The following is a 13836-nucleotide window of genomic DNA, read 5'->3' on the forward strand; positions in this document are numbered from 1 at the left end:
ACCGACAGCGGGCAATCGCTGAGCCGGCGCAAAACGAAGAGGTGGTTTATCAAGCCAGCCGCCGAGGCTAGACCAGCTTGCTACCGTTAATGATCGGCTAATAACCCTCAGTTGCTGGCGTTGCAGCTGTCCAGCTAGACTGAGATGCCTAGTAGCCAACCTATCTAGAACGGTATTGGCAGCTCATCGGATCGTATATAACCCCAGCGTGGTATGGGCCTTCGGATGTGGAATTGGTGACTCATAGCGAAATTGACGAAGTACTGGCCAATACCCTCATGGCGTTGGCGACCCCTGCGTTGCCTCAACACTTCTCCACATTGGTGAAACGTCTAGCGGCATTCGATAACTTGATCATCATCGCTTATCACGGCGAACACCGGCCAGCGGTGCTCTATCGCGAATACACCGACCCTGTCGTTTATCTACCCATGGATAGCCAATATTTAGGAGGAGATTACCTGCTGGATCCGTTTTACCGCGAGCACCTCAGAGGCGGTGTTCAGGGTATACGCCGATTGAGGGATATAGCGCCCGATCACTTTCGACGCACGCATTACTATAAGAATTACTACCAGCAGACCACACTACTAGACGAGGTAGCGGTTTTCGCCAATATCACTGAGAGTGATACGATAACCGCTTGTTTCGGTAGGGATCGTTCCAGTGGTAAGCCCTTTAACAGGCGTGAGCTTGAGGTTCTGCAACAGTACGAGTTAACCCTCAGCTCGTTGCTGAAAAAACACTGGCAAGATTACCGCTCTGACGATGTGATGAAAGCGGCACCAGCCCCTTTAGAGGAACGTCTGAGAGAGACGCTGAATCAGCAACACAGCATCCGGCTAAGCCCGCGCCAGGCAGAGGTGGCGCTGTTTATTCTAAGAGGCCACTCATCCCTATCGATCAGCCTACACTTGGGCGTCAGCCTTCAAACAGTTAAGGTCTTCCGCCGCCAACTCTACGCCAAGTGCTGCATCTCCTCCCAGGCGGAGCTGTTCGCGCTGCTTATGCCGCTGTTCGCTCGGCTGACCGAGCACGGATGACACCTTTACCTCGGGGCAACGGTTTGCATTCTAGCGCTTGACCGCCGTTTACCGAGAGCAGCTGAGATCGCCCTCTTCACAACTAGCATGCTCACGCAGTTGCTCGGTACGTTCCGCTGTCAGCGTTTCCAGACAGCCGTTACGCACCATGGGTTGGGCGCTACCGCCTTCCACAGCACTACTTTCAAACGCGCACTCAGCATCACGAAAGCCGATCCACGCCCGCTGCGCCGCTCTGAGCTTTTCGAGTGACGCTGAATTGTCCTCCAGACGGCTAACAACGGTTTGGTAAACCGCGTTGAGCTCGTCATCCGCCGCTTGATAGGCCTGCGCCGTGCACTGGTTTAGCTCGGTTTGCGTATTGGCGCTAGCACACGAATCATCCGCGGTAGCAAAGCTATTTGATAGCAAAAGCCCGACACTCAGAAAGAGAGACGATAAGCGCATAGTGACACCTCTTGATGCTGGTTAAATCCGAACCGGAAAAAGTTAGAACATGTCCACGAAGCTGTATTTACCCTGTACTAATAAAGCAAAGCGCTGGCATCTCGGCCAGCGCTTTCTAGGTACACATCAAAAGATGTTTTTCGCTTAGGCGGTAACCGCTAGTGCGCAATCATTTCTTCGACAATCTCTTCACCGCTCAACTCGTATGGGTAATAAGTCGGCCAGTTGGTAACTTCTTCTAACAGCGCCTCACGGTCATCGCCCCAATAGAGATGGAAGTGATGCGCATCGGTGGGGTAAATACTGTGGTCACTAAATTGGATGTATTGGGGTAGATCATCGGATGCTTCTTCAAGCGCGTAGATGAACCGCACACCCCGGTTACCGGCTTGGTAAGTTAAAATTTCATAGCCATCGTATTGGTATTCACCCGTGCGCTCTTGGCCATTTTCAAAGAAAGTGACGTCGCTTCCATCAATAACGATACGCTCTACATCCGTTTGATAACCGGTATCGTAATACGCTTTATACTCTTCGGCGGACTTGTCACCATTGTCTGCTTTATGCGCAAACACTTCGTCAAGGGTGCCATCTTGTAGGTAGGGATAAACGGACTGCCAATCACCCTCCCAGTCAGATAGCGTGCGATCCTCTACCTGCTCATCATCAAAATAGCCCGAATAGATATCGCTATCGTGGTCGTGGTCGTGGTCGTGGTCGTGGTCGTGGTCGTGGTCGTGGTCGTGGTCGTGGTCGTGGTCGTGGTCGTGGTCGTGGTCGTGGTCGTGGTCGTGGTCGTGGTCGTTATGAGTATGGTCGTGATCATGCTCATGGTCATGATCGCTGGCGCTAACGCCTTGAACGCCCGTTAGTATCAGTGCACTCAATACAAGCGCGCTGGCGGCCTTAAGTGGCAATGGTGTCATATTCAGTTTTCCTTTGGCTGCTCGTGAAACAAGTCGCCAAAAAAGATACAATATAACATACCAACCAATCAAGCTCGTTTTTTACATTACGCGAATAAACACCTATAAAGCTAAGGGATTGATCGCAGAGCTTTTGCTGATCTAATAACAGGCGCAGCTGTGCTTAATGGAAAATATTTTTTGGCAGGCACAAACGCATCGGGCCCCGCCTAAGCGGGGCCCGATCATCGAATCTAAACGATTCGAGAACTTAAATAATCGCTAGGATTAAGAAAGCAGCTTAATGTTTGAAGCTTGAAGGCCTTTCTGACCTTGGGTAACGTCAAAAGAGACGTTAGCGCCTTCAGGCAGAGTTTTGAAGCCATCAGACTGAATTTCAGAAAAATGAGCAAAAACGTCATCGCTGCCGTCAGAAGGAGCAATGAAACCGAAACCTTTAGAATCGTTGAACCACTTAACTGTGCCAGTTGCCATGATATTAAATCCTTTTCGCAAGTCGCGAATTGTAGAAATCCTGGTATTACCCAGATAAATAGTGAGTAGAACAAGGAATACAATTACAGACTACCGAAAGAATTCGAATGTTTCTGGAACCATGCTTGCTTGCTAACTTACTAACTGCCGACATCCTGCCACGTGGGCAGTCGCAGGTCAAAGCCTTTGTGCTTTTTAATTTGTTGTTCTGCCTCTTATAGCCGTTTAAAAACCGCGCAAATTCGCAAAAATAGCCTTAATCTTGCCAATGAGCCAGGCACTACTAATCCGACCGCCTGGCGCGCTTTGCTTGCTCGCTAAAACCCGCTTCATTCGCGGCCTGGTGAGCATTCTGGAAGAGGTTTCAACATGCTATACGGACTTAGTTTATTGGCGGGTATCGCCCTTTTGACACTTGGAGGGGAGTCGCTTATCCGCGGCGCGGTGGCGGGTGCGCGAAGAGTCGGCGTCTCGCCACTGTTAACAGGGTTGGTGGTGGTTGGTTTTGGCACCTCGGCCCCTGAACTTGTCGTCTCGATTGATGCCGCGATTAACCAGCAGCCTGACATTGCGGTTGGCAACATCGTGGGCAGCAATATCGGCAATATCTTATTGATTCTAGGCCTATGCGCGGTTATTTGCCCAATGGTGGTTCAGCCTTCAGCACTGCGCCGGGATGGGCTGGTCGTGGTGTTGGCCAGCCTGCTGTTTATTGGGCTCTCCTTCGGCGGCGCACTGGGTCGCATCGATGCAGCAATTTTTATAGCGGGCCTGGTCGGCTATCTTGTTTGGGCCTACTTAAGTGAAAGCCGTCAGCACATTCCCGCGGCGGAAATGCACGCTTCAGAAGCGGAGGAGATGACCAAACTACCCACTACAGGCTGGATGATCGTCGTAGCGTTAGTGATTGGCTTGGGCATGCTGATTGGCGGGTCACAGCTACTCTTATATGGCGCCATTGGGTTGGCCCAGGCCATGGGCATTTCCGAAGCAGTCATCGGTTTAACCATCGTCGCCGTTGGTACCTCACTGCCGGAGATGGCCGTGTCGGTGGTTGCAGCGTTACGACGTCATGCGGATGTTGCCATCGGGAATATTCTGGGTAGCAATATTTTCAACCTGTTAGGCATTCTGGGTATCTCCGCGTTTTTACAGCCGCTACCCCTTGCGCCACGCGTGGCCCTGTTTGACCAATGGGTAATGCTGGGAGCCGCTGGCATACTGGTGCTGTTTTTGTATACCGGTATGCGCCTGTCGCGCTGGGAGGGAGCCGCACTGCTTGCAGGCTATGCCGCTTATATAGCGTTAAGCTTTACGATCTTTTGAGATGGCCTAGTCGTTGATTGCGCCGAGCCAAAAACCCATCGTTTTTGGCTCAATGACTTGATTGTTTATCGTGGAGAAACGTCACCGTGCACATTGCAACCTTGGGGCCTAGTGGCAATAACCATGAACTGATTGCCAAGCGCTATCTCAGAATGCGTTGCTCAGGCGAAGGCAGCGTGACTCTGTTTAGCCAGTTTGAAGCGGCCTTTCAGGCGCTCCTCGCGGGTCATGTGAGCCACGTTCTACAGTGCACCGCCCATGCAACGCATAGCGACTGCGTGGGCCGCTATATGCATCGAGCCTATCCCGTAGACACCTTTATAGCGGGCAGCAAGCCGCTGGCGCTGATTGCCCAGCGCGACTCTGTTCGCCCCACCCTAGTAGCGCTACAACCAGCGACCCGCTACTACACCGACTTAACGGCCTATACAGAGATCATAGACGCCCCCACCACAGTGGCGGTGGCAGAAGGGCTTCTTGCGGGACGTTTTGAGGCGGGCATTTGCGCTGAAGAGGTGCTAGGCCAAGCCCCCGAGCAACTGCGTTTGGTGCAATCACTGGGGCCTGCGCTGGATACCTGGGTAATGTTTGCCACCACTCCACTAGCAGCCTCTTCGCCGCTACGGTTAGACGCTGACGTTTAAACAACCGGGCTAAACCACAAAGATCAGGATAATCCCTCCCACGGCCAACGCGCTCCGCTGCCAAAGTGCTTTTCGTGCAATCACCCCGTAAGAGATCGCCCCTAAACCAATCGCCACTTTTAGCGCATACAACAAGGCGCCGGAAGGATTGAAGGCCAGTTGGATCATCTCTGGGTTGGCCACCATGGCTAGAGGAATAATATACAGCCCTATTCCTAACGCCATGGCTTTGAATGCGACTTTTAGCCAGTTCTCCCCCACCATGCCCGCAGCAATGAACACGCCGCCACACACCGGCGGCGTGATCGTCGAGAGCAGCGCGTACCAAAAGACAAAAAGGTGCGCCAGAAGCGGTTCCAAACCTAGCGAGGTCAGGGCAGGCCCGGCGACAGAGACACAAATCACATAGGCGGCGGTGGTGGGCACCTCCATGCCTAAAATCAAGCAGGCGAGCGCCGTTAGTAGCAAGGCTGGCCAGAGCATGTCGTTGGAGAGCGATAGAATGCCCGAGGTGATCTTGACGCCCAACCCTGTCAACGACAGCACGCCGACCACCAGCGAGGCACATAGAATAATGGAACCAATGACGGCAATCTGACGCCCAGCGGTGACCACTGCGTCGGATAAACGGGTGGCAAAGCCGGGGAGCGAAAAGCGCAGCGTCACGTTAAAGAAGAGCAGCGCAATGCCCGCGAAAATCGCAACACTGGCGGCGTACTGAGGGGTAAAACCGCCATTAAAGATGCGCTCTAACAGCAGCACGAAGGGGATGGCAAAAAACAGCGAGGTAATCAGCACCTCTTTCGCGTTGGGTCGCTCGCTTTCGGCCACGGGCTTTAGATCATGCCGGGTCGCATAGGCATTAATACCCACCCAGACCGTCAAAAAGTACAGCACCGCTGGAAGCATCGCCGCGGCCATGATCTGGGTATAGGGCGTGCCCGTCAGTTCCACCATCACGAATGCCCCGGCGCCCATCAGCGGCGGCATAATTTGCCCGCCGGAGGAGGCAACGGCTTCCACCGCACCCGCCAGCGAACGCGGGTAACGCAGGCGCACCATGGAGGGAATGGTAATTGCCCCAGTGGAAGCGACGTTGGCAGACGCCGAGCCGGAGATAGAGCCCATCAGCGCCGACGAAATCACCGCCACTTTAGCGGCCCCACCGGTGAGCCGCCCCGCCACCGCACTGGCTAGGTTCATAAAGCCCTGGCCCGCCTCTCCCGCATTGAGCACCGCGCCGAAAATCACAAAAATCGCCACCACACTGACGCTTACCCCCGTCAGCGAACCCCATAATCCGCCTTCGGCAATCGTGAGCGTACCCACCATACTGGCCAGCGGCAGCCCAGGGTGACCAAAAGCGCCTGGAATATATTGACCGAAGGCGCCATACATCAACGCCAGCAAGGCAACCAGCGGCAGAGGCCAACCGATGGCTCGGCGCGCCGCTTCAAGCGCTAGAGCAATCAAAAACAGGCCAATCCCCATCTGTAGGTGGGTATCAATAAAGCCGTACTGGTTGGCTAGCGCAGCTTCGTTAAACGCAATATAGCCACAGGCAGCAACACCCAATACCGTCAGCAGCCAGCCGCTGACTCGCTGCGCTGGTGTATTGGCCATATAAATCAGTACCCATGGCAACAGCAGCGCCATATGCAGCGGCCGGCTGACCAGCGCAGGCGTTAAGCCATAAAAAATCAAGCCAAGATGGAATATTACACTGACTGCGCCTAACGCCATCCAGCCAGGCGCTACTGAGCGATCATCCTCAGGGGTCGACGCCTGTGAAGAGGTAAAAACACGCATGCCACACTGCCTATCAATACTGTATCAATACAGGACTGCCACAGCGCAAGCACCGTGGCAGCAAGAAGATGGATAATGGAAGAAAACGGCTAGCGCAGAGCGTCAGGTACCTCGATACCCGCTTCCTCGTAGTAACGCAGCGCACCTGGGTGAAGCGTGCCGGTCATGTTTTCCAACATATCAGGGCTAATACTGCTCCACCACGCCGCCTCTTCAGCCATGGCGTCGCGGCGTTCCCAAAACGTTTTGGTCAGCGTGTAGGCGGTGTCATCGTCCATATACGTTGTGGTGTAGGCGATCACCGGTAGCGATGTGGTTTCAACGTCTTTATCCACGCCGGGATAAGTGCCGCCGGGGATCGTTTGGCGTGGCGCTCCCGTTTGCTCGATTTGTTGGTCAGTCAGGCTAACCAAGGTCACCGGCATGCTGGCGGCTGTCTCAATCACATTGGGTGAGGGGAAGGAGCTGGCGGTCACAAAGCCATCAATCTGGCCGTTTTTAAGTGCATCGGGGCCGCTGCCCATCGCTGCATCGGCAATTTTCACGCTCTCTTCCAGGCCAAACAGTTCCAGGTAACGAGCCGCTTCACGGGCGCCAAAGGTGCCTCGACCAATCAATAAGTGCTTGCCTTCCAGTGTGGAAATATCGGTCACACCGTCATCACCCGCTAATACAAAGTGCATGGTGATAGAGGGGATCGGGAACAACCCCCGGATCTCTTGAAAACGCGGATTCTGACGCTCGGCAAAGGCACCCTCCCCACCCATGGCCTGATCGACTAACGCGGGCGGCGTGGTAAATACATAGTTGCCCTGGCGAGCCATGACTTCCATCACGTTCTGTACCGAACCCTGGCTTTCTTCCAGGGTAAGGATGATAGCGTCATCGGTTCCCTGGCGAATCGCTTCTGAGAGTTCTACGCCCATTTGATAATAGGCGGTACCCGCTGAAGCCGATTTATAGGTCACACGCGTTTCTGCGTGGGCGGAGAAGGCGGCACCTGTCAGCACTAACGTAGTAGCCGAGACGAAAAGCGTGCGGTGTAGGGAGCGAAAGGGATTGCGCATCGTTATATTCCTCAACGTATCCAGCGGCCACTTCTAATCGGCCTCGTTTTTATCTTACCCAGTTGTTATATGACCAAGCTGAGAGCGTGGCGCGCATTAAAATAGCACGACTGCCCTCGGACAGGCACTCTCCGCGGTCGCCCTCCCCATGCCCTCCAGGGTGTTTTATTGACATCTAATATTAGCTTAAAAAGATATAAATTCTGAATCTTTTTCAACAATGCTATGCGTCAATAGTATAATTCTTAAACCGCTATTAACTTTTTTATAAAACTATTACTGCACGATTTACCATTACCTAAAAGATTAATTTCCTAAAAAAAGATGCTATTACCTTAAGAAGAACTACTTCCGTTCGTTTTAATAAGGTATTGCGGCGCAATATAGACTGATAAAATGAGGCCGCTTTTATACCACTCCTGACAACTTAACCATGAGGAAGAACGTCACATGCCTACGTTGTGCCAACCCTCTTGCCAGCCTCGATTATATCGTCGCTGGCTTTTTTTGTTAGCGGCCTTACTATTAGGCGTAAGTCCCAGTGCATTTGCAGTGACCGGTGAACTAGATCTAACCACCTCTACCGTTGGCTTTTTTGCTGTTGCGATTTTCGTCCTGGCGTATGCATTAGTCATGGCGGAAGAAAAGTTCCATATGCGCAAGTCTAAACCGGTGTTGGTGGCAGCCGGTATCATCTGGAGCCTCATCGGCTGGGTGTATGTCCAAAACGGCATGTCGGACGCGTCTGAGTACGCTTTCCGCGTCACGCTGTTGGAGTTCACCGAGCTGATGCTGTTCTTGCTGGTGGCCATGACCTATATCAATGCCATGGAAGAGCGTCGGGTCTTCGATGCATTGCGTTCCTGGATGCTGCGTAAAGGCTTTAACTACCGAACCCTTTTTTGGCTGACCGGCGGTCTCGCCTTTGTGTTATCCCCCATTGCCGACAACCTTACCACCGCACTCTTGATGTGCGCGGTGGTGACCAAGGTGGCCGAAGGCAACCAGCGCTATATCAACCTGGCCTGTATCAATATCGTGGTGGCCGCCAACGCGGGGGGTGCGTTTAGTCCCTTTGGTGATATCACCACTCTAATGGTATGGCAAGCGGGCATGGTGGAGTTCCAGGAGTTCTTTATTCTGTTCTTCCCCGCCCTGGTCAACTTCATGATTCCAGCATGCATCATGAGCCTGTTTATCAAGGATGAAAAACCCGCAAGTGTTTATGAAGATGTGTGGATGAAGCGTGGCGCCCGGCGCATTGTGCTGCTGTTTTTACTAACGATTGTCACCGCCGTACTGTGTCACGTGGTGCTCCATCTACCCCCGGTGTTGGGCATGATGACCGGCCTTGGCTACTTGCAGTTCTTCGGTTACTACCTGCGCCGCAGCCTGCCCCGCTCCTTGGAGCGCAAGCGCGAGCGGTATAGCCGTGAAGGTGATAACCGTAAGCTGGCGCAACTGGGTAGCGTGGTGCCGTTTGATGTTTTTAACCGCGTTGCCCGGGCTGAGTGGGACACACTGCTGTTCTTCTACGGGGTGGTAATGTGCGTTGGCGGGCTTGGCTTCATGGGCTATCTAGGCTTGCTGTCGGAAGCGCTGTATACCGGTTGGAACGCGACTGCTGCCAATATTGTATTAGGCATTGTTTCGGCCGTGGTAGACAACATTCCGGTGATGTTTGCAGTGCTGACCATGGAGCCCGATATGTCCCACGGCCAGTGGCTACTGATTACCTTAACCGCTGGCGTTGGTGGCAGCTTGCTATCGATTGGTTCCGCGGCCGGTGTGGCGGTCATGGGTCAGGCAAGGGGCTCCTATACCTTTATGGGCCACTTGCGCTGGTCGCCGGTTATTCTGCTCGGCTACATCGCCAGTATTCTGGTGCATATGTGGCTCAACGCTGAGAGCTTTGCGCTCTTCAGCTAAGCCCGATCAAAAGAGAAATAGATGGCACTATTACTTTTCCTTGTATCTCTTTACCCCTTTTCAGCGTGCTGGAAAGGGGTTTTGGTATAGCCGTTTAATAGCTTTCGAAAAGATACTCAATGGGTGTCGGGCGGCCAAATAGATAGCCCTGATAGCGGTAACAGCCGTGGCCTCTTAGCCAATCGAACTGCTCTTTTTTCTCCACTCCTTCCGCGACCACGGTTAAGCCTAAACTTACCGCAAGTAGAATCGTGGTATCGACAATCGCTGCGTCTGTCTTATCGGTCAGCAGCTCGCGAATAAACGATTGGTCAATTTTCAATTCATCCAGCGGTAAGCGCTTCAGGTAACTCAGCGATGAGTAACCGGTACCAAAGTCATCCAACGCAAAGCGAATCCCCCTAGCACGCAGTTTCAACATCGTGCTACGCACCCTCACCGGCTCGTGCATCAACAGGCTCTCGGTGACTTCAAGCACCAAGCGGTTCGGCGGCGCCAGGGTTTCTGCTAATAGCTCTTCAACATCACGTACAAACTCCGGCTGCTGAAACTGCACTGAACTCACGTTGACGGAAATACTTAACGGCGCATAGGCCGGTTGATGAGACCATTTCGCTAGCTGCTCGCAAGCTGACCGCAGCACCCAGTAACCGATCGGCACAATCAACCGATTCTCTTCCGCAAGCGGGATAAACGTTGCGGGGGATACCCAGCCACGCTGAGGATGATACCACCGCAGCAGCGCTTCAACGCCGGTAGTCACGCCCTGATGGTCGACCTGCACTTGGTAATGCAGCGCCAGCTCGTTGCGCTTGAGCGCCTGATGCAAATCAGCTTCTAAACTGGCCCGTTCCAATACGCTGGTCTGCATTTCGCTGTTAAAAAAGCGCAGCGTATTGCCGCCCGCGCTTTTCGCCTGCTGCAACGCCATATCTGCCTGTTGCAGCACGCTATCCATACTGTACTCACCAGCTCCCGTAAACAGCGAAATGCCAATGCTGGCACTGATCGGTAACGAGTGACTGCTTCTTAATTGAGCAATGACTTCCAGCAGTTGCCGCCCCACACGCTCGGCTTTTAGTGCGGCGTCTTTTTGCTCCTCGCCCAGGTTCTTGATCAGCACCACAAACTCATCGCTACTGAAGCGGGCCAGCGTTACCTCTTCGTCAAGCCGCTGGCGTAGCTGTTCAGCCACGCTGACCAAAAGCTGGTCACCGCTCTCATGGCCCTGAATATCATTTACTAAGCGAAAATTATCCAGGTCGATCACCAGCACCGCACTGAAAAATGTGGCCCACTCATCATGATCAATGGTTGCCGTTAAGGAGTCCATCAGTAGCCGTCGATTGGGCAGCCCGGTTAGCGAGTCATAGAAGGCCAGGTAGTGGGTGCGTGACTGCATTTCGAGGTAGTCAGTCAGTTCGGTCGAAATACCGCACAGGGAGGGAGGTGCGCCAGGGGACATGGAAAGCGGCATTTTAATCGATAAGAACGTTCTTACCCGGCTTTCACCCCGCAAAACGTTGCTCTCTTCTACCGTTACTTTTTTCCCCGAATCTAATACGTTGCGATCAACCTGGTTGATTTCCGCAGCGCTCCCGGCATCAAAAAACGCCGCATCGCGCTTACCGATAATTTTGTCGGCTGGCAGGCCAAATAGATCGCTCATGCGACGATTAACGTATTGATACTCCAAGCTTGGGGATTTGATATAGATAAAGGCATCGACGCTATCCAGAATAGTCGCCAGCATCTCTTTATTGGATTGCAGTAACGCCCGGTTATGCTGCATGCGCCGCTTGAGCAACAGGTTGCCCAGCAGCGCCAAAAGAAGGAACACAAGCAGCAAGGCGATGCCCCATCGCCCCAAGTAGCTGTCAATGCTGCGCAGAAGCTCCGCCGGAAGAGCTGCAGACGAGGCAAAATAGTACATAGTGGCTGTTCACTGACCAGGCATGGTCAACGGGCCTGCCCGCTCGACCACTCGCTGCCAGGCAGCGTCTTTTTCAATACGTGACACAAACGCAGCGATGGCAGGATACTTTTCCAACGACTGCACGGCGGCCATGGCCTGTAACGGGAAACTCATTTGAATATCAGCACCACTGGGCCACGGCCCGGCAAAATTACCCTGCGCCAACAAGTGCTGGTTTATGAAGTTCAGGTGCTGTTTAAGCTGCGGTGCTAAGAAGCGCTTGCTTACCGTATCGCTAATTCCCTTAGCCAGTGGCTTAATCAGCCAGGGCGACTGTTTGGGAATTTGACTAAACACAAGCTGCATCACCAGCAGCGGCATTAATGACCCTTCGGCATAGTGCAACCAGTAGCGGTAGTCCACCCACGCACTCATATCATCGATGGGAGGCTGACAGCGCCCCTGCCCATAGCGTTGAACAAGGTAATCTATGATGGCGCCTGATTCGGCCACGGTAAAATCGCCGTCGGTAATCACCGGAGATTTACCCAGCGGGTGAATTTTTTTCAGCGAATCTGGCGCTTGCTGGGTTTTGCCATCGCGTTGGTAAACCACCAACTCGTAGTCCAGTTCAAGGGCTTCAAGTAGCCACAGGATGCGATGCGAACGAGACTTTTCCAGATGGTGAACGTGGATCATAAACACTCCGTGGGGCTGAGTTGCGCGCCAGCATTGCACTGGCGACACGTATTCCTTTTCTAATGGCACATTTAGCTTAGTACCATAAAGCCCATCATCATAGGAGCATTAGTATCAACGCAACGTCAAAATTAATGCTTATTAATTAGGTGCGTTATAAACGGTGCGCATGGCGCCAACGCGCCAGCAGATCCAGCGGTGACCACTTACCTTGCAGCCAGGGCGCAAGTAAACGCATAGAGAGCGGAATAAACACAAATACCATCACTGGCGTCAGCATTAGGGTGCTCACCACCACCCGCGGCAGCAACGCCCAATCGGCCAATACGCCGCCGAACACGAACTGAAAGATCAGCGAGATAGGAAAGAAAGCCAGCCAGACAGCCACGGCCTGCTTCCAGCGCGGCGGTGCACTGCTGCCGGTTTGAAACCACGCATCCAACCCGGTGGCCCGGTGCTCATGGGGCGCCTCATATAAGCCTTTACCACGCGCCAACCACGCATGCCGTGAAGCGGAGTGCTCCCAAGCGGCTAAGGTCTCGCTGCTGCTAAAGCGGAATATAATCTGGTATTCATCGTCATCAGCCGGTGGCGACAGTACGCCAGAACCGAGGTAGCCAGCGAAGTCGGCCGCCAGTTCGCGTCCTTCATTAAGCCAACGATTAAAATCGGCGTAGCGGCCGTGCTCAACGCGACGAGCCACCATCAACGTGACGGGTGAGGCAGACATGGTATATCTCCTAATGTGTCTACAGCCAGCGCCGGGTAGGCAGGCTGTTTGCTTTCAAGGGGATAACCCTGAAAGTCCAATTGCCACATTATACAAGCAATGTTGATGCCATGTGATAAATGATGCGCTATACCCGTTGGCGCGACATGGATTCGCGCCCAGGCACAGGGTGGGGGCGCTCGCCGCGTTGAAAGGCGCATACATGAACATAGATATCCACAGCGCTGCGAATGGCATCGGCCTCTTGGGCGTCGGGCTCTACTACCGGGCCGGTATACTCACCTTCGCTACGCAGCACAGCCTCTAACTCGGTGCGGTAACGGTCGAGCAGGTGCTCCAGGTTGATGCGAATACGATGAACTTCCAGACCAAACGCTTGGCGTTGATCGGTGCGTTTAAGGATGTCCAAAGGATTTGAAGCGGCTTCGATCAAGCTTTCTAACGTAGCGAAAACTAACTTTTCAGCACTGTTTAAATTAGGAATAATGGAATAAATGAGGTCATTTAAAGTGATCGGTGTTCCATGGCGGTGCATAGGCGGTTCAACGTCCGGTTAAGGGGTCAATGCTAATAAATCGGCCCTGCTCAGAAAAACTTAATCGATAAATGCCGCGCACACCGTCCCGGCCCACCACCCGCCGAATTGCTTCGGCGGGAAATATCACCCAACGGCCATCTACGCTGCGGGTTCGCACGTTGGCGATACGCCCTTCGTAATGGGCTAGACATTCATCATAATTAAGATTAATGACCACATCAATGGTTTGCATAGGGCAGGGATAGACTTGGCATAGGCTGGCATCGTGTCAGAAAAGTGTTGGCATCGC

General features: G+C 53.3%; 14 protein-coding genes. 4 read left to right on the forward strand and 10 right to left on the reverse strand.

The annotated features are described in order from the left end of the window. The first annotated feature begins 236 nt into the window (after positions 1 to 236). Positions 237 to 1043 carry a LuxR family transcriptional regulator gene (locus tag AC4EYZ_RS09920; protein ID WP_223828037.1) on the forward strand — a complete coding sequence of 269 codons (807 nt, stop codon included), beginning with the start codon at positions 237 to 239 and terminating at the stop codon, positions 1041 to 1043. Positions 1044 to 1091: 48 nt separating this feature from the next. Here AC4EYZ_RS09920 and AC4EYZ_RS09925 read toward each other — a convergent pair whose 3' ends face one another. From AC4EYZ_RS09925 to AC4EYZ_RS09935, 3 genes are all read right to left on the reverse strand, one after another. After that, complete coding sequence (locus AC4EYZ_RS09925; RefSeq protein WP_190374117.1) at positions 1092 to 1490, reverse strand: lysozyme inhibitor LprI family protein; 399 nt, start codon at positions 1488 to 1490, stop codon at positions 1092 to 1094. Between the two features lie 158 nt (positions 1491 to 1648). Further along, positions 1649 to 2416 carry a metal-binding protein ZinT gene (locus tag AC4EYZ_RS09930; protein ID WP_490204243.1) on the reverse strand — a complete coding sequence of 256 codons (768 nt, stop codon included), beginning with the start codon at positions 2414 to 2416 and terminating at the stop codon, positions 1649 to 1651. 267 nt (positions 2417 to 2683) lie between these two features. After that, positions 2684 to 2890 carry a cold-shock protein gene (locus AC4EYZ_RS09935; RefSeq protein ID WP_007111857.1) on the reverse strand — a complete coding sequence of 69 codons (207 nt, stop codon included), beginning with the start codon at positions 2888 to 2890 and terminating at the stop codon, positions 2684 to 2686. Positions 2891 to 3259: 369 nt separating this feature from the next. On the opposite strand from AC4EYZ_RS09935, the gene AC4EYZ_RS09940 reads away from it, so the two are divergent. Then, complete coding sequence (locus AC4EYZ_RS09940; RefSeq protein ID WP_474191894.1) at positions 3260 to 4216, forward strand: calcium/sodium antiporter; 957 nt, start codon at positions 3260 to 3262, stop codon at positions 4214 to 4216. Positions 4217 to 4302: 86 nt separating this feature from the next. Further along, positions 4303 to 4860, forward strand: coding sequence for a hypothetical protein (locus tag AC4EYZ_RS09945; RefSeq protein WP_474191895.1), 558 nt, complete (start codon positions 4303 to 4305; stop codon positions 4858 to 4860). 9 nt (positions 4861 to 4869) lie between these two features. Here the strand turns inward: AC4EYZ_RS09945 and AC4EYZ_RS09950 are convergent, their stop codons facing one another. Both AC4EYZ_RS09950 and AC4EYZ_RS09955 read right to left on the reverse strand, forming a co-directional pair. After that, positions 4870 to 6669 carry a TRAP transporter permease gene (locus AC4EYZ_RS09950; RefSeq protein ID WP_490204244.1) on the reverse strand — a complete coding sequence of 600 codons (1800 nt, stop codon included), beginning with the start codon at positions 6667 to 6669 and terminating at the stop codon, positions 4870 to 4872. Between the two features lie 89 nt (positions 6670 to 6758). Beyond that, positions 6759 to 7736, reverse strand: a complete 978-nt coding sequence (locus tag AC4EYZ_RS09955) for a TAXI family TRAP transporter solute-binding subunit (protein WP_022520741.1) — start codon at positions 7734 to 7736, stop codon at positions 6759 to 6761. A 450-nt stretch (positions 7737 to 8186) separates the two neighbouring features. Between AC4EYZ_RS09955 and nhaD the strand changes: the two genes are divergently transcribed. After that, positions 8187 to 9665 (forward strand): sodium:proton antiporter NhaD, encoded by a 1479-nt coding sequence (gene nhaD, locus AC4EYZ_RS09960; protein ID WP_022520742.1) that lies wholly within the window; start codon positions 8187 to 8189, stop codon positions 9663 to 9665. Positions 9666 to 9759: 94 nt separating this feature from the next. Here nhaD and AC4EYZ_RS09965 read toward each other — a convergent pair whose 3' ends face one another. The 5 genes from AC4EYZ_RS09965 to AC4EYZ_RS09985 all read right to left on the reverse strand — a co-directional run bounded on the left by AC4EYZ_RS09965 (position 9760) and on the right by AC4EYZ_RS09985 (position 13779). Beyond that, on the reverse strand, positions 9760 to 11598 hold the full coding sequence (locus AC4EYZ_RS09965) for a putative bifunctional diguanylate cyclase/phosphodiesterase (protein WP_022520743.1): 1839 nt from the start codon (positions 11596 to 11598) through the stop codon (positions 9760 to 9762). A gap of 9 nt (positions 11599 to 11607) precedes the next feature. After that, positions 11608 to 12279 (reverse strand): glutathione S-transferase, encoded by a 672-nt coding sequence (locus tag AC4EYZ_RS09970; protein WP_022520744.1) that lies wholly within the window; start codon positions 12277 to 12279, stop codon positions 11608 to 11610. A 154-nt stretch (positions 12280 to 12433) separates the two neighbouring features. Beyond that, complete coding sequence (locus AC4EYZ_RS09975; RefSeq protein ID WP_009287898.1) at positions 12434 to 13009, reverse strand: antibiotic biosynthesis monooxygenase; 576 nt, start codon at positions 13007 to 13009, stop codon at positions 12434 to 12436. A 127-nt stretch (positions 13010 to 13136) separates the two neighbouring features. Beyond that, positions 13137 to 13544: a hypothetical protein gene (locus AC4EYZ_RS09980; RefSeq protein ID WP_022520745.1), complete on the reverse strand. Its 408-nt coding sequence runs from the start codon at positions 13542 to 13544 to the stop codon at positions 13137 to 13139. A 7-nt stretch (positions 13545 to 13551) separates the two neighbouring features. Then, on the reverse strand, positions 13552 to 13779 hold the full coding sequence (locus AC4EYZ_RS09985; RefSeq protein ID WP_022520746.1) for a DUF2835 family protein: 228 nt from the start codon (positions 13777 to 13779) through the stop codon (positions 13552 to 13554). Between the last annotated feature and the right edge of the window lie 57 nt (positions 13780 to 13836).

The sequence above is a fragment of the Vreelandella sp. 162(4c) genome (assembly GCF_058152265.1).